Genomic DNA, 24,840 nt, shown 5'->3' with positions numbered 1-24,840 from the left:
TCTGGAGGGTGCGAGGGTGGCGGTCGATTGGTTCGAGGGGCCGCGTGAGGCGCTGGCCGGCCTGTTCGAGCTTGCGGACGACTCACCGGCGGCGGTGAGCCGGTACTGCGAGCTGGGGCGGGTGCTGGTGGCCCGAGACGGCGTGACCGTCATCGGCCACCTGCAGCTCATCGCGGGTGAGCGAGCTGGGGAGGCGGAGGTCAAGAGCCTTGCGGTTCGGGAGGATCGTCAAGGCGCTGGAGTCGGTCGGATGCTCGTGGAGCGCGCGGTGGCGGTCTGCCGGCAGGAGCATCGGCCGACGCTTCTCGTCGCGACCGCGGCTGCCGATACGCGCGTGCTGGGCTTCTATCAGCGACTCGGGTTCCGGCTGTTGCGCGTGGAGCGGGACGTCTTCACCCCCCAGGCCGGCTATCCCGCGATGGAGGTGGACGGTATTCCACTGCGGGACCAGGTCTGGCTCTCCCTTGACCTGCAAGGCTAGCCCGCGCGGGAACGGTTGCGGCGACGGGGCTTCGCGTGGCGCGACACACCGAGCGCCTGGACGAGCTCGCCGTTCACCTGTCCGCCATACCAGACTGGAGCCGTTCGAGCTGCGCTGGAACTCGACTCATGACCGAGCTCGATCTGACCGACCCGCAGAAGTTCCTGGTCGGCGCCCACGGCAGCCTTTTCGTTGAGGCATGTCCAGGGGCGGGCAAGACCAAGGCGATCGTCGCGCGCTACGTCCGGCGCGTCGCCGAGGAGCAGCGCAGGGGTATCGCGCTGGTGTCGTTCACCAAGACCGCGATCGACGAGGTGACCGACCGATGCCGGGACCAGCCCGACAGTCTCGTCGTTCCGCACTTCGTCGGCACCATCGACGCGTTCATCAACCGATTCATCGTGACCCCCCTCTACACCCGCGACTATCGGCGAAGGGTCCGCTTCATCGAGTCCTGTCTCGTGCTCGCGAAGACGCCTTCGGATGACGGCGGGGTCGATGCCGCCTGTGAGAAGCTCGGGATCACCCAGGCTTGGCTGTCCGACGTGGTGGTCCGTATGGCTCTCACCTTGAGCAGCCATACTGGTGACATAGCCGACTATACGAAGCGGATCCGGACGTTTCTTGCCGGGTTGGCGTGGCCCACAACTCCGCCCCGCGAATTCGGTTCCCTCAGAACTCCCAACGCTGACCAGTGGACCGGTCTGGGGCTCGGCGACATGAGTAGCGGGCTTAACTGGTCCACCGTTCACGGCGCCAAGGGACGCCAGATGTCGGCTGTGGGGATGGTGATTCCCAAGAACCTTCACTGTGACGAGGACGACCTCACCGCGCTCGATCACTGGGAGTACAGAACCAGTTCCGAAGCCAAGCGGGTGCTGTACGTGGGCGTTTCAAGGGCTGAGCGGTTGCTGATGCTCGCAGTCCACAAGAACCACCGCGATCGTGTCGCTGGGATTCTGGCACGTGACAACGTTCCGTATCACTAGCCGCTGCCTGGGGGCGTCGCGCACGCTTGGGCGGAACAGCTTGCCCTGCCCAAGCGTGGTCCCCTCCAGACCCAGCGCTCCGCTCGCCCAGCCATAAGACGTGCCGAGGCCAGATCGCAGATCGACGGGATGATCTCGACTCTGATGAATGCGCGGTCCAGTTGCCGCGCAGCCAGAGCAGTGGTCGCCGCGTTGGCGAAGGGGGGCGAGGACAGTGCCGCCAGGGCGACAGCCCGCGGCATGGCTCGGAGGGAGATGTGCAGCGGCGCAGTGTCTTCAGTGCCGTGACGCCCACGGCGGCGACCACCTCATCGAAGACGACAGTGAACTCGACATCCCGATTCGGATCAGGAAGCCGAACGACCCTGCCTGCTCGCCGAGGTCCATCAAAAGGTCGCGAGGCGTCGGCCCCGAGTCGGTGGGTGCGCAGGAGGCGCCGCACCGTCGCCTCGCTGACCTGAAGGCCGAGCCGTACCATCTCCCCGTGCAGCCGTGGGTGGCCCCGGCCGGGGTCTCCCTCGCCAAGCGAATGATCGGGTCTCGAAGTTCCGGGGACGTTCCTGTAACCCGGGTCGATGCGGGTGAGTCCAGACTCGTCGCGACAGGCGACGATCTCGCCCTCAGGGAGGGACGCCGTAACCCATGGGTCAGAGCCGTCGGGGCTGTACTCGACGTGGTACAGCATGCCCGGCGCCGATGACATTGTCGGCAAGCGCAGGGCTCAATGCCGGGCGTCCCTGATGGCGCGGGCGGCGTTGATCAGGCCGATGTGGCTGAGGGCCTGGGGAAAGTTGCCGATTGCTTCTCCCGTGGTGGGGTCTGCCTCTTCGCTGAGCAGGCCGACGTCGTTGGCGCAGGAGGCGGCGGCCTCGAACGTCCGCCTGGCCGCGGCGTCCTGACCGGTGAGGGCCAGCGCGTGGGCGAGCCAGAAGGTGCACAGCAGGAATGGGCCCTCCTGGCCTGATAGCCCGTCGGCGGAACGGTAGCGGTACACCAACCCTCTCGCGTCAGTCAGCTGACCGGCGACGGTCTGCACGGTGGAACAGATCCTCGGGTCGTCCGGCGGCAGGAATCCGACCAGGGGCATCATCAGGGTGGCGGCGTCGATGTGGGTGCCGCCGAACGTCTGGGTGAACGAACCCGCCTGCTCATTCCAGCCGTGGGTCAGGATCGCGGCGTGGATCTCGTCTCGGACGCGCGTCCAGTCGGCGACCCGGTGGGCGGCCCCCAGCACGGGGGCCAGGGTGATTGCCCTGTCCAGTCCCACCCAGCACATCAGTTTTGAGTGCGTGAAGTGCCTGCTGGGGCCACGGACCTCCCACAGGCTCTGATCCGGCTCCCGCCAGCGGCGCGCGGCGGTTTCGGCCACTCCGATCAGCAGCGAGCGGGTGAGGGGATCGAACGGGCCGATGTCCCGGTAGGTCTGGTGGGCGGCGTCGAGCAGTTCGCCGTACACGTCGAGCTGACGCTGGCGCCAGGCGTCGTTGCCGACCCGCACGGGTGCGCTGTCCCGCCACCCCCGCAGATGCGGTAGCCGCCGTTCACTCAGGTCGCGCTCGCCGCCGATGCCGTACATGATCTGCAGGTCCGGATCCGCATCGACCTGAGTCGCGCATGCGCGGGACAGGAAGGCGAAGAAGGCGGTCTCTTCCTCCTCGCAGGTGGCCGTGTTCAGGGCGTGCAGGGTGAAGCTGGCATCGCGGACCCATGTGTAGCGGTAGTCCCAGTTGCGCTCCCCGCCGATGCTCTCCGGCAGGGAGGTGGTGGCTGCAGCCACGATGGCCCCTGTCGGGGCGTAGGTCATCGCACGCAGAACCCTGCCACTGTGGTTGACGTGCCAGCGCCAGGGTCCCTCATAGTCGGCGTGGCCACGTGACCAGGAGCGCCATCCCGCGACGGTGTCGCGGATCCGGCGCGCGACGGCCCAGGAGGTACGGCACGGCGGGTCGGGCGCCCAGGCCCGACCCGCCTGCAGGGCCAGACCGGCGTTCTCTCCTGCGCGCAGGGTGAGCCGGGCGTCCGCGACCGAGCCGCCGGCCCGGAATTCCACCGGACTGGACAGGGTGAGCACGTCGGCACCTCCACGGGCGATCAGGCCGCCGCGGACCGTTTGCATCAGCGGGCGGACGAGCCCGAACTCAGGCCGGGGCGCATACACGATCTCCACAGGTACCTGCCCTTCGGTGCACGCGAGCCGGCGAAGGAGCAAGCCGGGGGATGACGTGCCCAGCGCGTGCTCACGTTCGCCACGGCCCAGCGCGAGAGCGTCCAGAAGCACCAATGTGCCGCCGCGCGTCCGGAACGTGGTCTCCAGCACAAGGGTGTCCTCGACGTACCGGCGAGTCACCTCGGCCGGACATGCCGGCCGGATCGTCCAGCAGCCGGCCTCTTCGTCCAACAGCCGGGCGAAGATCGCCGGACTGTCGAAACGCGGCAGGCACAGCCAGTCGACAGAGCCGTCGGACGTGACCAGCGCGGCGGACCGGCAGTCCGACAGCATCGCGTAGTCGCCGATCGGCCGGGCGCTCAACGGCCGAACCGCCCCACAGCCAGGCGTCGCAGCACGTAGAGCAGTGCCGAGGCGGCGAAGAGCACCAGGGTGACCAGAATCCATCGATTGAGATAAGGGATGGTGCTCAAGCCGACCGCCGCCCTGTAGTTGGGCTCGGCGCCGCTCAGGATGAGTGGGAACCACACCAGCAACAGCAGTCCGGAGAACGCGGTCGGCACGCGCAGGTAGTTGATCGGAGCCGGCCGCCGCCCCGGCGGCCGACGCCGAGGCCGCGCAGCCGTACGACCACGGCGACGGGCACGGGCGGTGGAAGATCGGGCGGCGAAGTCGGCGGCGGAGTAAAGAGGGAACAGCACCAGATCATGGAGGATGACGGCCCCCACGAACCACACCAGAAAGCCCGGCCAGATCCCCGCTTCGACCACCCGGGCGGCGGCGTAAGCGGCGACCAGGAAACACAGAGCGAGTGCGAGCAAGTGCCATGCAGGGGCGCCGTAGGTCATGGCCCATCGGCTGTGGCCGTTCAAGATCGTTCCTGGGTGAAGTCGAGCTCGCGTACCCACTTCGTGTTGTGCACTCCGGGAGCGTTGGGGACGATGACCCGCGCCGGGTAGCCGTGGTCGAGGGACAGGTCAGCGCCGTTGACCTGTAGCGCCAGCAGCGAGCGCGGGTCGGCCACCTGCGCGGCGCTGAGCGAGGCCTCTCCGAAATAGCCCCCGCGTTGCAGAGACCTGGCGGTGACACCTCTCGAGCCGGTCCGGATCTCAGCGAGGCGTGCGAGGTCGGCCAGCCGTACACCGGTCCAGGTCTGGACGGTCGACCAGCCCTCCACACAGGCGATCGGCAAGGCGTAGGTGTACAGCGGCATCGCCAGCAGGTCCGCGCGGGAGAGTTCCAGCCGGTTAGGTCCCGTTAGTGTCAGCCGCCAGGACTCGCCTGTCTGGGCCTGTGTGACGCCGAGGCTCGCCGCCGTCTTGTTGACCTGGAAGTCGTTGGGGCCCGTACCGTAGAAGCGCCCATGGGGAGCGAGCAGCGCGGTACGGCGCAACGGCCCGTCGACGCACTGACCGACGGACAGGCCGAACATGACCAGCGAGCCGCCGCCGGCGAAGGCCAGCAGGCCGCGCCTGGACATCGTGGGAGGCGCCGGATCGGTGGCGACCAGGCCATCGGGGTCCGGCGGCTCCGGGCGAGTGTCCGCCACGGAGGTGCGCAGGTGGTCGCGCAGGCCGTACGTCCGCAGGGTGTGGACGACGCGGGGCAGCTTGATGACGACATGTACGACGAACGCGGCCAGGAAGATCCACGCACCATAAAAGTGGGCCGGGTAGAAGGAAAACGGGAAGACGTAGAAGAGCTGGACGTTGAGGATCCCGGTCACGAACTGGAATACCGCACCGCCGACCAGGAGCAGCAGGCTGGCCCGCTCGACGGCCTCCGCCACGGAGCGGGCGGGCGGCCAGGAGAACAGCTTGGGGATGACCGACCACAGCTTGGCCAGCAGTATCGGCACCAGTGTCAGCCCGCCGATGACGTGCGCGCCCTGGGTGACCCGGTACAACCAGACCGGGTCCGTGGGCCAGTCGAACAGGTAGAAGCCCAGCAGGCCCCTGCCGGGCGTCGTGTCGTTGCCCGGCAGGCGAGGCTCGTAAGCGGCGTACGACACCAGCCCGGTGATCGCGACGAGGGTGATTCCAGCCAGCAGGATCAGTCCGAGCACCGAGGTCAGCCAGGGACCGCGCAGCGGGCTGCGCCAGAACTCTGGCCGGAACGGCCCGGGCGGCCAGCTCCACCTCCTGAGGGGCGCGACGAGGCGGCCCTTCTTGTCGGGCTTGACCTTACGATCGCGCCCATACGACGCATCCGGCACCGATCCCCCTGAAATCCAATGTCGGCTGTCGGTCTCCTTACCGAAAGCGGTCTTTCCAAAGCCACGTCCCGGCACCCATTCGGCAATGTCCGGGCGCTCTTCGCAGCCTCAGGAAGCTGTACGCGCTGCCGGCTGGTGGGCGGACCGCGCGTACCACGAATCCGGCGGTCACCATCAGTGCGACGAGGGCGTAGGCGATGGTCCCGAAGCCAGCGCCGGTGCCCATGTAGGCCGCGCCACTCGCCAGCGGAACGCCGAGCCACTCCCACCGGCCGTCGAGGGCGACCAGCGCGACGACCAGCACGGCGTACCAGGAATAGCCGGGCGTGAACACGAGGAACCCCACCCCGGTCAGCACCAGGGCGCCTCGCCACGGCCGATCCGCGTCACCGTGTCGGAGCACATGGAAGATCACAATCCCGAGGATGCCGAGGGCCGCGTGGAACGCCCACGAGTCGGGAAGGACCAGCCGCAGCAACGCGTACCGGTCCCTGCTGCCGGCATCGTCGTACCCTTCCTCGGTCAGATAACCGAAGAGGTATCCGAGCACCGACCCGCGCGAGACGAGCACGTACGGCAGGTAGGCGAGCGCCACGACGAGTGCGGCGGGGCCGACGACGGCCAGGGCATCGACCACCCGGCGCTTCGGCGTACTACCGCCTGACGCGAGGAGCCCGGAGAGCGCTCCGGGGACGGTGACGGCGGGCAGCAGCTTGACAGCGGTCGCCGCGCCGAACAGCGCGCCGCCGAGCACCCTGTACCTGTTCGCGGTGGTCAGGGCGAGGACGGCGAGCAGGACGCCGAGCGCGTCGACGTGGGCGTTGTTCACCAGTTCGAGCGGGACGGCGGGACACCACGCGTAGCAGGCGGTATACGCCGGAGCGTCGTCCCGGGTGCCGGCCCGGTTGCTGAGCGCGATCAGCAGCACGGCCGAGGTCGCGAGTGCCAGGAGCGCACCACCGATCTGCAGCGGCTTGTGCCGTGCCTCCGCAGGCGAGAGCCCGTGCACCAGGAGGAAGTATGCCTCCGCCAGGGGCGGATAGACCGTGTGCACGGCGGGGCGGTTGATCCGCGTGCACGACGTCATCGGGTCCGCTGATGGCAGCGGGTATCGATCGGGTCCCTCGCAGCCTGCACCGCGTGGGAAGAGCCAGGAATCGCGCAGCGGCATCAGCTCCGCCTCGGCCGGAGCGTGATCGTAGGGCGAGACGCCCGCGGCCTGCACCCGTCCATCCCAGGCGTAGCGGTAGGAGTCGGTGCTGGTCGCGGGGGGTGACAGGAGGCCGGTAGCGGTTACGGCGATCCCCCCGACGATCACCAGGGACATCGCCTGACGCCTCGGCAGCCCGCGCACGGCCCACAGCGCCGCGCAGAAGATCGCCCACGCGAGTGCGTAAGGCCAGAACAGGCCGTGGCGATCCGCTGGAACGGCTTCCTCTCCGATCGCGAGCACGAGCGTGCCGACAAGGGCGAGCAGCAGGACGGCCGTTCCCGCCGCGCGGCAGTTCACGCCGGACGGGCCAGGGGCGCGGTGGCGAACTCCTTCATCCCCTCGTCGAAGCCGACCCGGGCGCGGAATCCAAGCTCCGCAGCCGCCTTGTGCGGTGCGGCCACGATGTGCCGGACGTCGCCGAGCCGGTACTCCCCCGTCGTCACCGGCTCCGGCCCGCCATGGTGCGTGGCCAGCGCCCGCGCCATGTCCCCGACGGTGCGAGGCTCTCCACTGGCGATGTTGTACGCGGCCAGTAGCCCCGGCCGGCCGCCGAAGAGCGCGGCGACGTTCGCGCGAGCGACATCGCGGACGTGGACGAAATCCCGCAACTGCCCGCCGTCCTCGAACACCCGAGGAGCTCGACCGGCCTCCAACGCGGACCGGAAGATCGCCGCCACCCCAGAGTACGGCGTGTCCCGGGGCATCCTGGGCCCGTACACATTGTGGTACCGCAACGCGACGACCGTGCCGCCGGTCTCGCGCGCCCAGTTGGCGGCCAGATGCTCCTGCGCCAGCTTGCTGGTGGCGTACCCGTTGCGTGGATCGGCCGGCGCGTCCTCGTTGATGGTGGCGCAGACCACCTCCGAGTCGCACCGAAGGCAACGGGGCTCGAAAAGACCGCGTGCCAAAGCGGCGGCGGATCGCGGCGCGGGCCGTACCCGGCCGTGTCTCGGACAGTCGTAGGCGCCCTCGCCGTAAACCACCATCGAGGAGGCCAGCACCAACCGCCCGACCTCATGCCTGGCCATCGCGGCCAGCAGCACGGCCGTGCCGTACACGTTGACCGAGGCGTAGTCCGGCAGGTCGGCCACGTTCACGCCGAGCCCGACCTTGGCCGCTTGGTGCACGACGACGTCGACTCCTGCCATCGACCGGTCGAGCGCGGCGGCGTCGCGCACATCCTCGCCGGTCCTGAGGTCGAGGCGGACCACCTCATGTCCGGCCGCTTCCAGCGCCTCCGTCACATGACTCCCGATGAATCCGGCCCCGCCGGTGACCAGTACCTTCGCCTCGCCGTCGATCATGACAACACCGCCGTTCCGGCGAGCGCGGCGGCGAAGCGGGAGTGGGGAGCCAGGGCCGCCACCTCGACCGCGTCCGCCATGGTGTCCACATCGGTCAGGCAGGGCATGCGAGCGACACTCAGCCCTGCCTCTCTCAGTCTGTTCAACTGGATCTCTCCTGTGCTCGGCTCGGACATCGGCACGCCGAGCAGCAGATCGGGGTCGGGGGCGCGCAGCCCGAGAAGCCAGAACCCACCGTCCGTCGCGGGGCCGAACACCGCGTCATGGGCGCCGAGCAGCGACACGGCACCGGCCAGCAGACTGGCGGACACCTGCGGGGTATCCATGCCTATGAGCACGATCGGGATGGGCGACGCCCGGTGGGCGTCGTCGAACGCGGCGGCGAGCCGTTCGTCCAGGCCGTCGCCGCGCTGCGAAACGACCGTGAACCCGGCGGGCAGCCACGCCCCAGGAGCCCCGTCGAGAGCGATCACGCGGCGGGTCACCGGAGCACGGGCAACCTCCCGCAATGTGTCCTCCAGCGCGGCGCAGGCCAGTGCCGCGGCCTCGTGCGGAGTACAGGGCGGGGTCAGGCGGGTCTTCACCTTTCCCGGTACGGGCTCCTTGGCGATCACCAGGAGTTGCACACTCTCGACATCGTGTGAACTCATGTCATATCGTCCTGTCGGCCATGACCCGGCGCATGTCACCGATCGCCCGGAGCGTGCCGCGCACCGTACCCGTCACCTTCGACCTCCCCGTACGGGCCAGATAGTCCACCTCGACCTCGGCGATCCGCCAGTGGGTCGCACCGGCGCGAAGCACCATCTCCAGGGGGTAGCCAAACCGACGGTCCGCCAGCTCCAATGCCAGCAGGGCGGCACGTCTGCACGCCCGCATCGGCCCCAGATCGTGCAGGTCGGCACCGGTACGGCGGCGCAGCTTCCGAGCCAGCACGGCGTTGCCGAGCCGGGCGTGCACCGGCCAGGAGGCGCCCCGACCAAGGACACGGCGGCCGAGCACCAGATCGGCCTCACCCGCCAGGACCGGCCCGGCGACGCGCGGCAACTGCCCGGGATCGAGGGACGCGTCGGCGTCCATGAAGCACACCACGTCCGCCGTCGCGGCCGTCAGCCCCGCGTGGCACGCGGCGCCGAATCCGGGCCGAGCCTCTGTCACCACCATCGCGCCGAACTCCGCCGCGACCCTCGCGGATCCGTCGGTTGAACCGTTGTCGACCACGATCGGGCGGAAGCCGCGAGGCATCCGCCCGAGCACCCAGGGCAGGGCTGCCTCCTCATTCAGGCAGGGCAGCACTACGTCGATCTCCATAGGTGGACGCTAACGCGGCATCAGCGCCCCTTCCCTTACGAAAGTATGACGTCATTCCGAGAAATGACCACTTCGGGTCCGCAAAGATACGGTTCCCAAGACGGCCTGTCGCGCGATAAGGCCAATGCATCCTGCGCCCTCGGCAGGCATGCGCCAGATCTTGACTTTTCACTTAATGCGCGCTGGACGTGTTTTTGCAAGGCCGTTACGACTCCGCACCCATAACAGCTTCGCAAGAAACCGGCACCGATCTGCCGGGGTAATGTTGCGACATGATCAACACTAGTCGCGGCAACATTCCAGCAGCCCCTTTTCTCATCACCGGCCGCTGTGGAAGAGTCCCGTGATCGGCGCTTTCTACGAAGATTCTCTCAACGGCGAAAGCGTAGAAATCGAATATGCCGACGGCCGAATGCAGCCACTCTCCGCCATGCGCTGGCTCCGGTACAACGAGGGCGACGAGCACATTCTGGCCCGATGCGGCGGACCTACTCTCGATGTCGGTTCGGGGCCAGGAAGATTGACCGTGGCGCTTACCCGGATGGGGATTCCCTCTCTGGGCATCGACATCACACCTCTGGCCGTGGAGCTGACCCGCCGCGCGGGCGGCCTGGCGCTGCGCAGGTGCATCTTCGACCCCCTTCCGGGAACCGGGTGGTGGGCCGAGGCGCTCCTGGTCGACGGCAACATCGGCATCGGTGGCGACCCGGCAGTCCTCCTCCGGCGCCTGCGCGAGCTGGTCAGGCCGGAGGGAAAAGTGATCGCCGAACTCTCGCCACCAGGTTCACAGAGCGGGGTTCACACCCTACGGCTGCGCCAGGCTGGGCGCACGGGCGACTGGTTCAGCTGGGCAACCGTCTCGATCGACGACATCGCCCCCCTAGCCGGGCGATCCGGGTTCCCCACCGTCGAACGCTGGACCGCGGCCGGGCGATGGTTCGCATCCCTCTCATGACCTACCCTGCCACGGGGCCCGGCCTCGCCGGGCGGGTCCTGCATGAGGTGTAGGCATTCCGGGGCACCAGACCAACCCGCCAGCTCGGTGGCCACACGGCCCTCTTCGAGCAGGTCGAGTACCTTGCGCCGGAACTCCGCCTCTGCTCAACCCGGGGCGCAGCAACTCCATGCCCACCGAGATGGCAGATCGCTCTGTAGAGTGGAGCGACTCGGACGGTAACGGCCCCCCACATCGGTCCGACGTCCGGCCTCGCCTCCGTGTTCGCGGAACCATGCGCATAATCGTTGCCGCGGAGGGGCCGCCCCTTCCTTTCGCCCCTGGTGATGGCGAGGCGGGCCGCGATGTCGTGCAGGTTGAGGTTCCGCGCGCAGCTAGGGTCACGGAGAGCACATCGGTTACGGCGGCGCCGCCGATGGTCTTGCGGACCCGAGCGAGGGGCTGTGTTCCTCGACCATGTCGGTGTCGCGGAGGGCGGTGGCCGTCTTCTACGCGGTGGAAACCATGGCCGCGAGGTAGACGAAGGGCCGCCAGGCGGGGGTTGTCCGCCGACGGCTGCACGTGAAGGGCTCGCTCCCGATCAGGCACGAGCCTTTCTTGGGTCTGAGAGCCTGCTGACTAAGTGGTCCGGCTGGTAAGTTATTCGAGGGTTCACGTGATCGCTTGTAGTGCGGCAGGCTGGTGATCGCAGCCGGTGGGCTGCTGGAAGTGGTGCTCCTTCTGTTCGTGTCGCTCGATCCGGGCCATCAGGTCCTCGAGGTCGGCCGGGGTGAACTTCCATCGGAAGGGCCGGGCGGTCTCGTTGTAACGGCGCTCGAAAGCGATCAGCCGGTCTTCGACCTGGTCAAGGCCGGTGAAGTCGTTGGGTGTGACGACCTTGCGTTGCACGATGGAGAAGAAGATCTCGATCTGGTTCAGCCAGGACGCGTGCACGGGAGTGTGGACCATCACCGCGTTGGGGAACCGGGCGGTGAGCCGGTCGGCGGCTGCCTTGCCGCGATGGGAGGAGCCGTTGTCCACGACCCAGAACACCCGGCGGGCCGAGGCATACGGCTCTTGCATCATGACCTGCTCGGCCAGGTCCATGAACGGGATGATGCCCGTCTTGGGCGAGCAGCGCCCGAAGACGCGGGCCTGGTGGACGTCGTAGGCGGCCAGGTAGGCCAGCGCGCCGCCCCGGTCGTAGTCGTGGTTGACGCGCATCGTGCGGGCGGTGCCGGGTGGCAGGGTGGGATGGCAGCGGCAGCGGGCCTGGATTGAGGTCTTCTCGTCAGAGGAGATCACGTACTCGTTGCCGGCCAAGGGCCGGCCGTTCCAGATGCGCTGATAGAGGTCGAGCACGTGGGCGGCCTTGGTGGCGAAGTCGGGGTCACGGATGAAGATCCAGGAGGTGTGCTGCCAGGGATTGAGCACGTCGGCGGCCAGGATCCGGCGCACGGTCGAGGCGGACATCGCCTCGGCGATGCCCCGGCCGACCGCTTCAGCGGCCAGATCGGCGCTGCTCCAGCGGGACAGCGGCGTCCCGGTCTCGGCCGGTAACTGGCAGGCCGGCGCCGTGACCTCAGCCCGCTGGACGGGGGTGAAGCGAGGCGGCCGGCCACTGCGAGGACGGTCTTTGAGCCCGTCGATGCCCTGGCGGGCAAAGCGGCCACGCCACCGCCGCACGGTATCCAGGTGGACCCGCTGACGCAGGGCGATCCGGGCGTTGGAGTAGCCGTGCGCGGCGTCCAATACGATCCGGACGCGGATGACCTGCTGGTAGGGGGCTGTGTGGGAGTGGGCCAGCTTCCTGCTCGGGCTGATGCCCGACAGCAGGGCTGAGGACGTAGTGCTGATCGATCCCGACGACCGGCATCCGAGGCCGTCCCTCAACGTCCTTCGCGGATCTGACCTGGCCACAGGCGTGGACAACCTCGTCGGCATCTTCCACGAGATCTACGCCGACTACTGGGGGCCGCGCACCGACGACATCCTGCGTGGTTGCGCGCTCACCCTGGCTCGCAACGACGGCACCCTGGCCGACATCCCGACCCTGCTGACCGACGAGTCCTTCCGCCGTCGGCAGGTCGCCACCATTGGCGATCCGCTGCTGCGTGGGTTCTGGAGTTGGTACGCCTCCCTGTCGGAGTCGGCTCAGGCCAACGTCACGGCGCCCATCATGAACAAGCTTCGGGCGTTCCTGCTGCGCCCCTTCATGCGGGACGTGCTCGGCTCCACGAGCTCCACTTTCGACCTGGGCGAAGTGCTCGACGCAAAGATCCTTCTGGCCCGGCTGCCGAAGGGCGTGCTCGGTGACGACTCCGCCCGGCTGCTCGGCTCGATGGTGCTCGCCCAGGTCTGGCAGGCCGCCTCACGCCGTGCCAAGACGGGCCACTCGCAGCCCGCCTCCGCCTTGTACGTGGACGAATGCCACAACTTCCTGACTCTGCCGCACGCGCTGGCCGACATGCTCGCCGAAGCCCGCGCGTACCGCGTCTCCCTCACCCTCGCTCACCAGCACCTGGCTCAGCTCCCCCGCCAGCTGCGCCAGGCCATCTCCTCCGACGCCCGCAACAAGATCTACTTTTCGCTCTCGCCCGACGACGCGCGCGAGGTCGAAGACCACTTCACGCCCTTCCTGACCGCGCACGACCTGGCCAACTTCGACGCCTTCCAGGCCGCTGCCCGCCTGGTCGTCCGCTCGGCGGAGGCTCCTCCGTTCACCCTGCGCACCAGACCGCTCCCCGAACCCTCCAGCGACGTCGCCCGGCACATCAGGAGCGCCGCCGCGCAAGCCCACGGCCGCACGGCAGCCGCGGCCGCTCCCAAGCCGGATGCCCGGCGCACCTTTTGAAAGGAGACCATCGTGTCCATCCGCTACACCCCGAGGATGCTCGGCGAGCTGGCCGTCCGCCTCACCCAGCGCGACCGCACCCTGATCCGACTGATCCGCGACTTCCGCGTCCTGACCTCGCCCCAGGTGAGTCAGATGTTCTTCGACACCGACGACGCAGCCCGGCGTCGACTGCTGGCGCTGACCCGGATGGGCGTACTGGAGCGCTTCCGCCCCAACCTCCCGCCCGCCATGGGAACCGCGCCCTACCACTACGTCATCGGCGAGACCGCCGCGGCGGTGCTCGCTTCGGAGGAAGGCGTCGACCTGGCCGACTTCGGCTATCGCCGTGACCGCGTCCTCAGCATCGTCTACAGCCAGAAGCTCGCTCACACCGTAGGCACCAACGGAATCGCCGCCGGCCTGTACGGGTTCGCCCGGCGTCATCTGGTAACTGAGCTGACCACATGGTGGCCCGAACAGCGCTGCACCAAGGAGTGGGGCTCCATGGCCCGTCCAGACGCTTACTGCCGATGGACCGAGGGACCCCACAGCATCGAGTTCTTCCTCGAGTACGACACCGGCACCGAGCCCTTGGATCGGGTGGCTCACAAGGTCGACGGTTACGCCCGGCTGACCGAGTCCTGCCACATCGTCACCCCCGTCCTGTTCTGGGTTCAGGGCGAACGCCGGGAAGCCAACCTCCGCAACAAGCTCAAGCGCCACCCCGGCAACATGTTCGTCCCGATGGCCTCCCTAGCGTGCCACGGTCAGGAAAGACTTCGGACCTGGCCGAGAAGGTCTTCACAACGGTCGCCGCCAAACGAGTGCTGACTCGCACGCTGGACGTGCTCCGCCCCCATCTGCGAGCCGGCGCCTATGTGGTCGGCCTGGAGCTGAGCCGCACCGCCGTCTTCCGCGGCGACGCCCCAGAACTGTTCCCGCACGACGAAGACGTCGACCGGCTGCGCCGCCAGACCGTCACCCTGGCCGAACTCCTGCACGAGCACACCCCTGGCTGGTGGCCGCCCCAGGTGAGACGCACCGCCCGCGTCCAGACCCACTGCCATCAGCACGCGATCATGGGGTTCAAACCGGATCTGGCGGTGCTGACCGCCGCCGGGGTGAACGCCGACGTGCTGGACTCGGGCTGTTGTGGGCTGGCCGGCAACTTCGGCTTCGAGCAGGGCCACTACGAGGTTTCGGAGGCCTGCGCCGAGCGGGTGCTGCTACCTGCCGTCCGCGCCGCCGCCGAAACCGACGTGATCCTCGCCGACGGCTTCAGCTGCCGTACCCAGCTCGACCAGAGCCAGGCGGGCGGGCGGCGCGGGGTGCACCTGGCCGAGCTACTACGCGCCGGACTGCACGGCGACGACGGTCAAGGGCGTCCCGAACAGCGATGGTCTCGCCGTCCTGAGCCTCCGCCCCGAGCGGCGCGGCTGCTCGTCGTGCTCACCGGCGGGGCTGCAGTCGCCGTCGCAGCTGCCCCTTGGATACGCCGAGCTCGGTCTGCTCTACGCCGACAGCGTGGGTGATAGACAACAGTTGCACTATGCAATAAATTGGGTTTGCTGACTCTCATGGGCATCAGTCGGCGATGCGGAGGACGAGTTCTGAGCGCATCCGGCGCGCAACGACGTCGGATGTGCTCAGGCTCTCCTATTTTCAGGCGGCGGGTTTCCGCAGAGCTGACGTCCGCCGGCCGTGCGATGTCTGCACGTCTTGCCTATTTGTAGCCAGGGAGGGTCCGCATGATCATTTCCCTGTTTTTCGCAGCCGCCGAACAATGAGTACGGCCAGAGCGACTCCTGCTCCTGCGACCACCAGCAGATCCGGCACGGATACGGCTACCGCCGCCTGCTGGAGGCCGGCCTCCCACGCCTCGGGGATCGGCACTGTCAGGGTCCGGGTGCCGTCGAAGGCCAGGAAGAGCACCCCGAGGCCGATGAAGACAAGCCCGGAGGCCACGGTCGTGGTGTGCAGGCGCAACCCGCCGAGCCGCAGGCCACGACCCCGCAGCCAGCGCCGGCGGCCGAGGTCGAAACGCTGCCACACGAGGGCCAGAGCCAGCAAGGGCGCGGCCATGCCCGCCGCGTACAGAGCCAGCAGCACGGCGCCGCGCAGCGTGCTGCCGGACGCTGCTGCGATGGTGAGCACCGCGCCGAGCACCGGCCCGGCACAGAACCCGGCCAACCCCGAGACGGCGCCCAGCGCCAGCACGGCACCGGGCGAGTCCCCGCGGACATGGCCGCGCAGCCGTTCCAGCGGACCGATCGCCCAGCCCTGCCCGGTCAGCTGCATCACGCCGAGCAGGATCAGCATCGCTCCCGCTGCCGTGATCAGCAGGTCTTGGTGACCGTAGAAGAACCCGGTGACCAGCGCGGAGCCCATCCCCAGCGGGACCAGCACCGCGCACAGGCCCAGGTAGAACAGAAGCGTGCGGCCGACCAGGGCGGCATGCCCGGGGAAGGCATAGGCGAAGAAGGCGGGCAGCAGCAACGCACTGCACGGGCTGAGGAGGGCGAACAGCCCGCCCAGGAAGGCAGCGGCGTACCCGACCTCACTCATGGCGGGCCTTTTCGATCTGCTTGACGAACTCCGACAGCGGCTGGGCTCCGAAGAAGAACGTGCCGTTGATCAGGAACCCCGGGGTGCCGGGCATGCCGAGCTGGGCGCCGAAGGCGAAATCCTGCTCCACCGCCTCACGTAGGGCCGGATCACGGCGGTCGGCGTCGAAGGCGGCCATGTCGAGGCCGATCCTGGCTGCCAGCGAGCGCAGCTTCTCCTCGCCGAGGCCACCGGACTGGTCAGCGTAGACCGCGTCGTGGAAGGCCCAGAACTTACCTTGCCGAGCCGCCGCGCGTCCGGCGATCGCGGCCCGCATGGACTGGCGGCCCTGGGCGGGGAAGTCGCGCCAGAACAGCCGTACCACACCCGTGTCGATGTAGCGGCGGCGCAGCTCGGGCTCGATCTCGCGGGCGAACCTTCCGCAGTTCACGCACTTGAAGTCGCCGAACTCGACGATCGTGACGGGCGCCGACGCCATACCGCGGGCCAGGGAGACAACGATCGGCGGGACCGTCGGCCCCTCCCAGGTCGGCGTCGGTTGCGCGGTCTCCTCCGACGGCTCGACGGTGTGCGTCGCGCCCGCGTCCGGCGGCTCGGTGATGGTCGGTGCCGACCCAGTGACGGCTACCGGGTCGACGTCGGAACCGGAGTGCGGAGGCCGATCCAGTGCGGCGACCGCCAGCACACCCAGCACCACTGCTGCCGCTGCCGTCATGGCCAGCACCCGGCCATGCGGACCGAGACGGGTCCGCTCGACAGGCTCTTCTCTCACGTGCCCCGTCCTTCCTGATATCAGGGACAGGATCTCGCAGTCCCGGCACGGGCGAGGACACAGGTGTCAGCAGCGGCACAATGCCTGCGGTTTCCTGGGACCGTCGCCCGGCAGGCAGAGTGCGGACGCCAAGCAAGAACCGAAAGGGGGAAAGGTCATGAACCGCCCCGGCGGCGCTACGCGACCACCGGTCTGGTCGGGGTGCCGGACGCCTGGCGCATGACGTCGGCGAGCTTGACGTCCTTGCCGGCGAGAATGGAGGTCACGTAGCCGGAGACGAAGGGCACTCGGGTGAAGCCGAGCATGATGCGCCGGATGCGTAGATCCATCGGCGAGGCAGGCAGGAACCAGCGGGCCATCGACCGGGCGTTGCGTTGCTTCTCCTCGACCACGGGCCGCCACAGGCGCTCGAAGTCGGCGGTGGCCCGCTTGATGGACGGTACGCGCGCCAGCCTGTCGGCGAGCAGGAAGGCGCCGGCGATGCCGAGCGACGCGCCCTGCCCGGCGATCAGCGACACGGCGTAGGCGGCGTCTCCCAGCAGGACGACGTGGCCGGCGCTCCACTGGGGAAGCTCGATCTGGGCGACCTGGTCGTAGTAGATCTCAGCCGTCGGCGGGCACTGCTCCAATGCGCGGGGCGTGACCCAGCCCAGGCCGGTGTAGGCCCGCTGGATCGCCTCACGCGGATCGTCCGGGAGCGTGGGGTCGGCGCTACGGTGCACCGCGAACGCGGCGACACTGCCGTCACGCAGAGCGTAGAAGGCCATCTGCCGGTCGACCGAGTCGGTGAGACAGAACGCGCGCCTTGTGGCAGCATGCACGTCCGGCGCGTCGAAGGTGAACGCCGCCGTGTGCAGGCCCAGGTAGCGTAGGTAGCGTTCCTCTGGCCCGAAGACCAGCCGGCGGACGGTCGAATGGATCCCGTCGGCGCCCACGAGCAGATCGGCGTCCAGAACAGTGCCGTCCTGGAGGGTCACCGTCACGCCGCCGGCGCTGTTGGCCACGCCGGTCAGGGCCGCGCCATAGCGCAGCTCGACCTCGGGCGGAAGGCCCTCCCGCAGTACCGCCTCGATGTCCGGGCGGAGGAGGCTCATGAGCATGCCTCGCGAGAAGCTCTTGGTCCTGAGCGTGGCGCGGGGGTGGCCGTTCCGGTCGACCAGATGCCCCTCGTCATAGTGGTAGGCCACCTGTTCGAACGCGGCCAGCAGCCCCATGGCCTCGACCGCCTCCAGTCCCGGACCAAAGAAGTCGATCATGTATCCCTGAGGGCGAGGCCCGGAGGCCCGCTCGACCACCACGACGTCGCCGCCCTGGGCGGCGAGCTGGTGCGCCAGGGCAAGGCCGCTGATGCCCGCCCCGCAGATCACTGTTCGCACTGTGTTCCTCCATCCGAGACGCGCACGGCACCGCTGAGAGCTTGTACGCCTTCAGACCCGCCACGCGGTACAGCAGAACGCGTCCAGACAGGCCGCCAGCCCAGCGGCGGTCTCAAGTCGGACAGCATGTCCGACACCGCACATGAGGGTTCTCATCGCGGTCCCTCTCTTCGCACTCGCAACTGAGGGTCGAGGTGACGCTGCGGCACCAGGCCGTCGACGGCGGCGCCCGGCAGCGCGGCCACCGCCTCAGGGATTCCCGCGCACCACCGCGGACTCCCCCATGCCACCTCTTTTGTACGGATACCTTGAACGCTCTCTCGAATCTATTCCGGATTATTGCAATATGCAATCTTTGCTTGATGCAAGATAGCTTTTTCGTGCAGAGAGAGTGCGGCACCGGCGGGCTTGAGTGGGGCAGGCTCGTGATCCGGTGACAGGCCGACCCGCCGACGCCAGACGGCATGTGATATCCCGCAACTCGACTTGCAGGAGCGGCTCCGTCCGCCTCAACCGTGGTGTGCGGCGTTCAGCGACCGCCCCGCCTTCCGCGAGTTGGAGCATCCGCACTACTCCCCGGGTCGTACGGCGCCTGCGCGCTGCGCCTGGCGAGGTAGCCGGGAGAGTCGTCCCGGGGCCGACGACATCGGGCATCCGTCAGGGCCTCGTCGAACGGTTCCGGGTACGCGGTGAGCGCCGCGACCGATACCGGCTGGCCGAGGACGTCTTCGCCTGCGCCTTCCGCGCGAAGATGGCCGAGTTCGAGAGCTTCCGAGCTCTGGCCGAGCAGGGGCTTCGGGCGGTGGGCGACGATCCGGCGCGAAGGCGCAGGCTGGAGCTCATGCGCGACATGTACGCGTTCATGATGGACCGCTTCCCGGCCCTGCTGGATGAGTGGGACGCACTCAAGGACGAGCGATGAGACCGTTGCTGATCACCGTGGGCAGCCGCGGGGACGTCCAGCCGTACCTCGCCCTGGCCCGCGGGTTGCTGGCCGCCGGGCACCGGCCGCTCCTGGCCGCGCCCCGGCGCTTCGCGCCGCTCACCGCGCACCGGGCCGACGTGGTCGTCTACCACCCCAAGTCCCTCGGCGGGCCGTACGTCGCCTAGAAGCTCGGCGTCCCTGCCCTGGCCGGTCTGCTGCTGCCGCTCTACCTGCCCACTGCCGCCTTCCCCTCCCCCATCCTCCCCGTACGGGTGCCGCGCGCGCTCAACCGGGTGAGCTGGCGCGTCTCCTCCGCCGTCGAGGCGCCCTACCGGGGCACGGTACGCGACTGGCGCGCCGGGGCGCTCGGCCTGCGTGGCACGTACCGGCCGGTCGCCGACCTGGTCGAGGCGGGCGGCGTGCTGCACGCGTGGAGCCCGTACCTGCTCCCCTCCCCCGCCGACTGGCCCGCCCAGGCGCGTCCCACCGGCTTCTGACGACGCCCACCCGCAGTGACTGGACGCCACCCGGACGGCTGGCCCGCTTCCTGGACGCCGGCGACCCGCCGATCTACGTCGGCTTCGGCAGCTCCTACGGCGGCGCGCCGGAAGCGCTGACCGCCACGGTGCTGGAGGCCGTCCGCCTGACCGGGCGCCGGGCGATCCTGGCCACCGGCTGGGGCGCCCTGCGTGCGGGATCCGAGCCGGACGGAGTCCTGGTGATCGAGGAAGCCCCGGCACGAGTGGCTCCTGCCGCGGGTGGCGGTCGCCGTGCATCACGGCGGGATCGGCACGGTGGCCGCCGCCCTGCGTGCGGGTGTCCCGCAGGTCGTCCGCCCCTTCCTCGGCGACCAGCCGTTCTGGGCCGGACGCCTGCACCGCCTCGTGGTCGCGCCCGCCCCCATCACCGGCCGCCTCAGCCCGGACGGCTGGCCGCCGCGATCGAGGCCGCGGCGACGCTCACCCGAGCCGCCCGCGCCATCGCCGCCGAGGTCAGCACCGAGAACGGCGTCGCCGCGGCCATCGCCCGCATCACCGGCGCCGACGAAACGCGTCTGTGAGGTCTGATCTCCGTCATGCCTGCGAGGCGGGTGGATACAGGCCGGCCTGGCGGTAGACGGCGGTGAGGTAGCGCAGCATCTCGGCGGCGTCCGGCGGGTTCGGCTGGAGCACGCGGTAGGTCACCGCGCCGGCCATCATGTCGATCAGGACGTCCAGGTCGGCGTCGGGGGCCACCATGCCGTCCTGCTGGGCGCGTCGCAGCATCGCCGCGGCCAGCTCACGGCGCGGCAGGATGTAGTGCTCCCAGTAGACGGCCATGAGCTGGGGGTGGCTGACGGCCGAGCCCATGATGCGCGCGACCAGCGCACGGAATTCGGGGCTCGCGGCCGTCTCGGCCGCCACGGGCAGGACGCGTTCGACGAGGTCGCGCGGCGGCAGGGCGTAGACGTCGGCGGCCGACGGCGTCACCTCGGCGCGTACCCACAGCTCGATGGCCTGGGCGAGCAGTTCCTCCTTGCTGTTCCAGCGGCGGTAGACGGTCAGTTTGCCCACTCCGGCACGCTTGGCCACCTGCTCCATGCTGGTGCCCTCGACGCCGCGCTCGACGAACAGCTCCAGCGCCGCGTTCAGGATCGCCGCGTCGGTCTCAGGATCACGCGGACGTCCCCGCCCCCGGGACGCGCTCAACCGAGGGCTCCGTCCAGCCAGCGATCGAACTCGGCCGGGCCACCCTTGCAGGCCAGATGACCGTCCGGGCGCACCAGCAGGGCCGGCCCGCTCCTCAGGCCGTTGGCGCGAAGCCGTACGACGCGATCGCCGAGCCGCCGTCGGGCGGTTCCGAAGGCGGCCTCCGCGCCGCCGCCGACCACCGCCCACGCCCCGCGCAACTCGGCGTGCAACCGCGTGCGGGTGCCGTCACTGCGCTCGCACGCCAGGTCGGGCACACGGTCGCCGGGCCGGGGCTTGCCGCCTCTTCCCCCGAGCGGCCCGCGACGGTAGCTGACCCACAGTTGCGAGGTCGTGTAGGTGGTCCACCGCTGGATCCACGCCTGGCTGAAGACGCGCATCAGCACCTGGTCACGCAGGAAGCGGCCGAGCGGGCCGCCCGCGATGTTGACCTTGGTGGCAGCCGTACTGCCCCGCAGGACCGCCGTGGCCAGCGGACGCCGTTCGGCGTGGTAGGTGTCGAGCAGCCGTTCGGTGGCCAGGCCGCGCACGACGAGGGCGAGCTTCCAGGCGAGGTTCTCCGCGTCGCCGAGCCCGGTCAGCATGCCCTGGCCGCCGAACGGCGCGTGCACGTGAGCGGCGTCTCCCGCCAGGAGGATGCGACCGGCGCGGTAGCTGTCGGCCAGCCGCCGGTGCACGCGGAACAGCGACGCCCAGGTGACCTCGCCCAGGCGCAGGCCGGTCAGGCCTGTGCGCTGCGGCAGGATGCGCCGCACGCGGTCGGCGATCTGCTCCTCGGTCGGCTTGTCGTCGGTGAATGCGGCGTCATAGGCGAGCAGGCGCCACTGGCCGCCCGGCATCGGCATGGCGCCCAGTAAGCCGTCGCGATGCGCCCAGCCGCTGGTCCCCGACCGGTCCAGCGGCGGATCTCCGTCGAGGCGGCCGTCGACCAGCAGGAACCGCTCGCTCACCTGTACCCCTGGGAAGCCGATGCCGGCCAGCTTGCGCACGGTGCTGCCGGTGCCGTCGCAGCCGACTATCCAGCCAGCATGGACGGTGGCGCCGTCGGCGAGAACGGCGGTGACTCCGGTGGCGTCCTGGCGGGCCTCGGCCAGCCCGTTGCCCCATTCCGGCTGGCCGCCCAGCGCGGCCAGCCGTTCGCGGAGCTGTTCCTCGATCCTGGCCTGGGAGATCACCATGGGTGGGGCGGCGGTGCCGAGCCCGGGGTCGCCGAACCGGATGCGCATCATCGGGCGGTCCCCGGCGTAGGTGGTGATCGTCATCGCGCGTACCGACTCCTGGGGCAGGTCGCCCAGGGCGTCGAGGCGGTCGAGGACCTCCGAGCCGCGGGCGTGCACGAAGTTCGCCCGTGACGTGGTCGCCGGGCCCACGGCCTTGTCGACGACGCGTACCGAGACGCCATGCTGGCGCAACGCGCAGGCCAGCGCCAGGCCAACGGGACCCGCGCCGACCACCAGGACCTCGACATCCATCGCGTCACCTCATTTTATTTACGAGACGGTTCCGTAAACTAATAATGCTCCTGAAGGCACGCCGAGTCCAGAGGGTGGCCGGTTCGGTCAGCGTGTGTGGTCGGCTCGGTTCCACCAAGCGGTGGTCGCCGCGGCGCCGGCCGCTCCGGTGAGCATCACCCCCAGCAGGCCCGGCGGACCTGGCGGGTCCTGGCCGGTTCCGGCGATGCCGGCGTACAGGCCGGGCACCGACCAGGGGAAGACGGCGCCGTAGCCGAGTGCGGCGATGATTTGGGAGGCGAAGATGATGCCGAACAGGACACCGACGGCGGCCAGGTAGCCGCGGCCGGCGCTGGCGGCCAGGGCCAGCGGCGTGGTGGTCAGCGCGGCCAGACCCGCCGCGGCCACGAGGTGTGCGACTGCGGCGGCCACGACCGGCGCCGACCAGCCGGGCAGGGCGAGCACCGCGCCGATCAGCAGGCCCAGCCCGGCGAGCAGCAGGGCCAGCAGCAGCGCCCATATGGCGGCGACGGTGAACTTGGCGGCCACGACGGCGGTTCGGGAGGTGGGAAGGGCGAGCAGGTCGGTGGCGGTGCGGTCGCTGAACTCCCGGCCGAACAGCCAGATGGCGATCAGCCCGTAAATGCCCAGGCCGCCGACCGCCACGGCCTGGGCGAGCAGGGCGAGGTAGCCGGGCCAGTCGGCGGTGGCGCCCGACAGTTGGGCCTTGCCGCCGAGCAGGCCGAACGCCCGTGCGCGGACGGGGTCGGCCAGGATGAACATGAACATCCCGCACACCAGCGCGGCGATGGTGAAGGCCAGCGCGGTGATCCAGGGCAGGCGGCTGCGCCGTACCTTGAGCAGCTCGGCCCACAGCGCCTCACGCATGTCCGTCTCCTTCCTCTGGTGCGACCGTACGCAGGAAGAACGCCTCCAGGTCCTCTTCCTCTGGGTGGAGCTCGGTGGGCGGCACCCCGCCGTGCACGAGGACGGTGGCGACCTGTTCCGGTTCGGCCAGGGCGCGCGGGTCGGCGAGCAGCAGACCGGTCGGCGTGGCGGGTTCGGGACGGTAGCCGTGGGCGCGCAGCAGTGCTCGGGCGGCTTGGTCGTCGCGGGTGGCCAGACGCAGGTGGCGGCGGCGGTGATGATCCAGTTGGCCGGTGTCGTGTTCGTCGAGAAGGCGGCCGTGGTGCAGGATGCCGATGCGGGTGGCCAGGTGGTCGACCTCGGCCAGCAGGTGGCTGGACAGCAGCACGGTGGTGCCGTGCTGCTGGGCCAGGTCGGCGAGCAGGGCGCGGATCTCGGCGACGCCGGCGGGGTCGAGGGCGTTGCCGGGCTCGTCGAGGATGAGCAGGTCGGGGGCGTGGATGAGGGCTCTGGCCAGGGCCAGGCGCTGGAGGTTGCCGAGCGAGAGGGTGCGGGCGCGGCGGTTGGCGTAGGGGGTGAGCGCGAGGCGTTCGATGATGTCGTCGGCGCTGCCGGGCAGGCGGCGCAGCCGTCGTACGACCTCCAGGTTCTCGCGTACGGTGAGCTCGGGGTAGGCGGCGGCCGCCTCCACCAGGTAGCCCACCCGTGCCCACGCGGAGCGGTCACCGGCGGAGACGTCGGCCCCCAGGACGCGCACGGTTCCGGCGGTGGGCGCGATCATGCCGAGCAGCATGCGGATCAGGGTCGTCTTGCCGGCGCCGTTGAGGCCAAGCAGCGCGTAGATCTCGCCTCTGCGCACACTCAGGCTGACGTCGTCGACGGCCACGACGCCGGTGTAGCGCTTGGTCAGGCCGGCCACCTCGATGACCGGGGCGCCTGCGCTGCCCATATGGTGCTCCTTCATTGCCCGATGATGGCCAGCAGGATGCACAGGCCGTACACGACCTCCACCTCACACCTCTTTGACGGCGTTGCGGCGGCGCAGGCGGGCGGCGGCGACGGTGGTCCAGGCGAAGCCGACCAGCAGAGCGGCGTGTTCGAGCAGCCCGGCGGGCGCGGGCCGGACCACGCCCTGAGCATCCAGGCGGAAGGCGACTCCCGCGGCGACGGCGAAGGCGATGACAAGAGCTCCCGACCATCGCGAGTAGACCGTCCACCTTCGGCTCCCGGCGTGCGGACCCCGTGCCAGCACGAGCGGCACGGCCGCCAGCGCGGCGAACAGCACCAGGCCGGCCAGCCCGTGGACGTGGCCCGCGGTGGTGACCACCTCGGGTCGGCCCGGCGGATAGCCGAGGGCCGGATCAGTGGGCACGATCCCCGCCACGACCATCGCCAGACCACCGGCCACCAGGAGGATCGGCGCCCAGACGGCGGCTCGCCCGGTAGGAAGAGCACGGCGTATCCCGGCGGCGAAGGCGAGCAGCAGGAGCCCGCCGAGCACGAAGTTGGCCGTTTGCAGCCAGCCGCGCTCGCCGGTGCCGAGCTGGCTGGCGCCGTTGTGCCAGAGGCTGTAGCCGGGCCGGGTGGCGCCGTCGAGCAGGAGCAGCACTGGGACGAGTACGCCGGCGGCGATGCCGCAGCCGAGAAGGGTCGTGGTCGGGCGCATGGGGAGCAAGCCTCCTAGCTCCGCGATCGGACGATCGCGGGCCGACCAGGCTTCCCGGCTCACCGACGTTCGCGCCCCTT

The 24,840-nt window shown here is 69.7% G+C and carries 25 protein-coding genes and 1 pseudogene; 10 read left to right on the top strand and 16 right to left on the bottom strand.

What is annotated here, in order from left to right:
- Positions 1–16 precede the first annotated feature (16 nt).
- Both ACIHAD_RS13350 and ACIHAD_RS13345 read left to right on the top strand, forming a co-directional pair.
- Positions 17–481, top strand: a complete 465-nt coding sequence (locus tag ACIHAD_RS13350; protein ID WP_397354619.1) for a GNAT family N-acetyltransferase — start codon at positions 17–19, stop codon at positions 479–481.
- A gap of 128 nt (positions 482–609) precedes the next feature.
- Positions 610–1,470, top strand: coding sequence for a UvrD-helicase domain-containing protein (locus tag ACIHAD_RS13345; RefSeq protein WP_397354618.1), 861 nt, complete (start codon positions 610–612; stop codon positions 1,468–1,470).
- A 721-nt stretch (positions 1,471–2,191) separates the two neighbouring features.
- On the opposite strand, the gene ACIHAD_RS13340 is transcribed toward ACIHAD_RS13345, so the two are convergent.
- From ACIHAD_RS13340 to ACIHAD_RS13310, 7 genes are read right to left on the bottom strand one after another with little or no spacing between them, the layout of a single operon-like run.
- The gene (locus ACIHAD_RS13340; RefSeq protein ID WP_397354617.1) at positions 2,192–4,000 is read right to left on the bottom strand and encodes a glycoside hydrolase family 15 protein; all 1,809 of its coding nucleotides are present in this window, start codon (positions 3,998–4,000) and stop codon (positions 2,192–2,194) included.
- Entirely contained in the window at positions 3,997–4,485 is a 489-nt protein-coding gene (locus ACIHAD_RS13335) for a hypothetical protein (protein WP_397354616.1), read from the bottom strand. Before ACIHAD_RS13335 ends, ACIHAD_RS13340 begins: the two co-directional genes overlap by 4 nt.
- A gap of 20 nt (positions 4,486–4,505) precedes the next feature.
- Positions 4,506–5,852 carry a molybdopterin-dependent oxidoreductase gene (locus ACIHAD_RS13330; RefSeq protein WP_397354615.1) on the bottom strand — a complete coding sequence of 449 codons (1,347 nt, stop codon included), beginning with the start codon at positions 5,850–5,852 and terminating at the stop codon, positions 4,506–4,508.
- Between the two features lie 37 nt (positions 5,853–5,889).
- A complete protein-coding gene (locus ACIHAD_RS13325; RefSeq protein ID WP_397354614.1) occupies positions 5,890–7,362 on the bottom strand; it encodes a glycosyltransferase 87 family protein in 1,473 nt (490 codons plus the stop codon).
- Positions 7,359–8,369, bottom strand: a complete 1,011-nt coding sequence (locus ACIHAD_RS13320; protein ID WP_397354613.1) for an NAD-dependent epimerase/dehydratase family protein — start codon at positions 8,367–8,369, stop codon at positions 7,359–7,361. The genes ACIHAD_RS13325 and ACIHAD_RS13320 overlap by 4 nt, the downstream gene beginning before the upstream one ends.
- Positions 8,366–9,019 (bottom strand): TIGR04282 family arsenosugar biosynthesis glycosyltransferase, encoded by a 654-nt coding sequence (locus ACIHAD_RS13315; protein WP_397354612.1) that lies wholly within the window; start codon positions 9,017–9,019, stop codon positions 8,366–8,368. Before ACIHAD_RS13315 ends, ACIHAD_RS13320 begins: the two co-directional genes overlap by 4 nt.
- Position 9,020: 1 nt before the next feature.
- Positions 9,021–9,680, bottom strand: a complete 660-nt coding sequence (locus ACIHAD_RS13310) for a glycosyltransferase family 2 protein (RefSeq protein WP_397354611.1) — start codon at positions 9,678–9,680, stop codon at positions 9,021–9,023.
- Positions 9,681–10,023: 343 nt separating this feature from the next.
- On the opposite strand from ACIHAD_RS13310, the gene ACIHAD_RS13305 reads away from it, so the two are divergent.
- On the top strand, positions 10,024–10,635 hold the full coding sequence (locus ACIHAD_RS13305) for an SAM-dependent methyltransferase (RefSeq protein ID WP_397354610.1): 612 nt from the start codon (positions 10,024–10,026) through the stop codon (positions 10,633–10,635).
- A 651-nt stretch (positions 10,636–11,286) separates the two neighbouring features.
- Here ACIHAD_RS13305 and ACIHAD_RS13300 read toward each other — a convergent pair.
- Entirely contained in the window at positions 11,287–12,507 is a 1,221-nt protein-coding gene (locus ACIHAD_RS13300) for an IS630 family transposase (protein ID WP_397354609.1), read from the bottom strand.
- 31 nt (positions 12,508–12,538) lie between these two features.
- On the opposite strand from ACIHAD_RS13300, the gene ACIHAD_RS13295 reads away from it, so the two are divergent.
- The 3 genes from ACIHAD_RS13295 to ACIHAD_RS13285 are packed head-to-tail and all read left to right on the top strand — an operon-like array spanning position 12,539 to position 14,982.
- Positions 12,539–13,468, top strand: a complete 930-nt coding sequence (locus ACIHAD_RS13295; protein ID WP_397354608.1) for a type IV secretory system conjugative DNA transfer family protein — start codon at positions 12,539–12,541, stop codon at positions 13,466–13,468.
- 12 nt (positions 13,469–13,480) lie between these two features.
- A complete protein-coding gene (locus tag ACIHAD_RS13290; protein WP_397354607.1) occupies positions 13,481–14,281 on the top strand; it encodes a replication-relaxation family protein in 801 nt (266 codons plus the stop codon).
- On the top strand, positions 14,275–14,982 hold the full coding sequence (locus ACIHAD_RS13285; protein ID WP_397354606.1) for a hypothetical protein: 708 nt from the start codon (positions 14,275–14,277) through the stop codon (positions 14,980–14,982). The genes ACIHAD_RS13290 and ACIHAD_RS13285 overlap by 7 nt, the downstream gene beginning before the upstream one ends.
- A 220-nt stretch (positions 14,983–15,202) precedes the next feature.
- Here ACIHAD_RS13285 and ACIHAD_RS13280 read toward each other — a convergent pair whose 3' ends face one another.
- The 3 genes from ACIHAD_RS13280 to ACIHAD_RS13270 all read right to left on the bottom strand — a co-directional run bounded on the left by ACIHAD_RS13280 (position 15,203) and on the right by ACIHAD_RS13270 (position 18,163).
- The gene (locus ACIHAD_RS13280; protein ID WP_397354605.1) at positions 15,203–16,015 is read right to left on the bottom strand and encodes a cytochrome c biogenesis CcdA family protein; all 813 of its coding nucleotides are present in this window, start codon (positions 16,013–16,015) and stop codon (positions 15,203–15,205) included.
- Positions 16,008–16,787 carry a DsbA family protein gene (locus tag ACIHAD_RS13275; RefSeq protein ID WP_397354604.1) on the bottom strand — a complete coding sequence of 260 codons (780 nt, stop codon included), beginning with the start codon at positions 16,785–16,787 and terminating at the stop codon, positions 16,008–16,010. The genes ACIHAD_RS13280 and ACIHAD_RS13275 overlap by 8 nt, the downstream gene beginning before the upstream one ends.
- Positions 16,788–16,963: 176 nt before the next feature.
- Positions 16,964–18,163: an FAD-dependent oxidoreductase gene (locus ACIHAD_RS13270; RefSeq protein WP_397354603.1), complete on the bottom strand. Its 1,200-nt coding sequence runs from the start codon at positions 18,161–18,163 to the stop codon at positions 16,964–16,966.
- 751 nt (positions 18,164–18,914) lie between these two features.
- Between ACIHAD_RS13270 and ACIHAD_RS13265 the strand changes: the two genes are divergently transcribed.
- The 4 genes and pseudogenes from ACIHAD_RS13265 to ACIHAD_RS13250 all read left to right on the top strand — a co-directional run.
- A complete protein-coding gene (locus ACIHAD_RS13265; protein ID WP_397354602.1) occupies positions 18,915–19,085 on the top strand; it encodes a hypothetical protein in 171 nt (56 codons plus the stop codon).
- On the top strand, positions 19,082–19,273 hold the full coding sequence (locus tag ACIHAD_RS13260) for a glycosyltransferase (RefSeq protein WP_397354601.1): 192 nt from the start codon (positions 19,082–19,084) through the stop codon (positions 19,271–19,273). Before ACIHAD_RS13265 ends, ACIHAD_RS13260 begins: the two co-directional genes overlap by 4 nt.
- Positions 19,274–19,360: 87 nt before the next feature.
- The gene (locus tag ACIHAD_RS13255) at positions 19,361–19,585 is read left to right on the top strand and encodes a hypothetical protein (RefSeq protein WP_397354600.1); all 225 of its coding nucleotides are present in this window, start codon (positions 19,361–19,363) and stop codon (positions 19,583–19,585) included.
- A 261-nt stretch (positions 19,586–19,846) separates the two neighbouring features.
- A pseudogene (locus tag ACIHAD_RS13250) lies at positions 19,847–19,948 on the top strand (hypothetical protein); the annotation flags it as partial.
- A 213-nt stretch (positions 19,949–20,161) separates the two neighbouring features.
- On the opposite strand, the gene ACIHAD_RS13245 reads toward ACIHAD_RS13250, so the two are convergent.
- The 5 genes from ACIHAD_RS13245 to ACIHAD_RS13225 form a co-directional block, all read right to left on the bottom strand.
- Complete coding sequence (locus tag ACIHAD_RS13245; protein WP_397354599.1) at positions 20,162–20,776, bottom strand: TetR/AcrR family transcriptional regulator; 615 nt, start codon at positions 20,774–20,776, stop codon at positions 20,162–20,164.
- Entirely contained in the window at positions 20,773–22,248 is a 1,476-nt protein-coding gene (locus ACIHAD_RS13240) for an FAD-dependent monooxygenase (protein WP_397354598.1), read from the bottom strand. The genes ACIHAD_RS13245 and ACIHAD_RS13240 overlap by 4 nt, the downstream gene beginning before the upstream one ends.
- Positions 22,249–22,335: 87 nt before the next feature.
- Complete coding sequence (locus ACIHAD_RS13235; RefSeq protein WP_397354597.1) at positions 22,336–23,115, bottom strand: ABC transporter permease; 780 nt, start codon at positions 23,113–23,115, stop codon at positions 22,336–22,338.
- Entirely contained in the window at positions 23,108–24,043 is a 936-nt protein-coding gene (locus ACIHAD_RS13230) for an ABC transporter ATP-binding protein (protein ID WP_397354596.1), read from the bottom strand. Before ACIHAD_RS13230 ends, ACIHAD_RS13235 begins: the two co-directional genes overlap by 8 nt.
- A gap of 63 nt (positions 24,044–24,106) precedes the next feature.
- Positions 24,107–24,760: a DUF998 domain-containing protein gene (locus ACIHAD_RS13225; protein ID WP_397354595.1), complete on the bottom strand. Its 654-nt coding sequence runs from the start codon at positions 24,758–24,760 to the stop codon at positions 24,107–24,109.
- Positions 24,761–24,840: the final 80 nt, after the last annotated feature.

This window comes from Nonomuraea sp. NPDC052265, assembly GCF_044547985.1.
GTDB lineage: Bacteria > Actinomycetota > Actinomycetes > Streptosporangiales > Streptosporangiaceae > Nonomuraea.
This window is presented reverse-complemented; position numbering and strand designations above follow the sequence as displayed.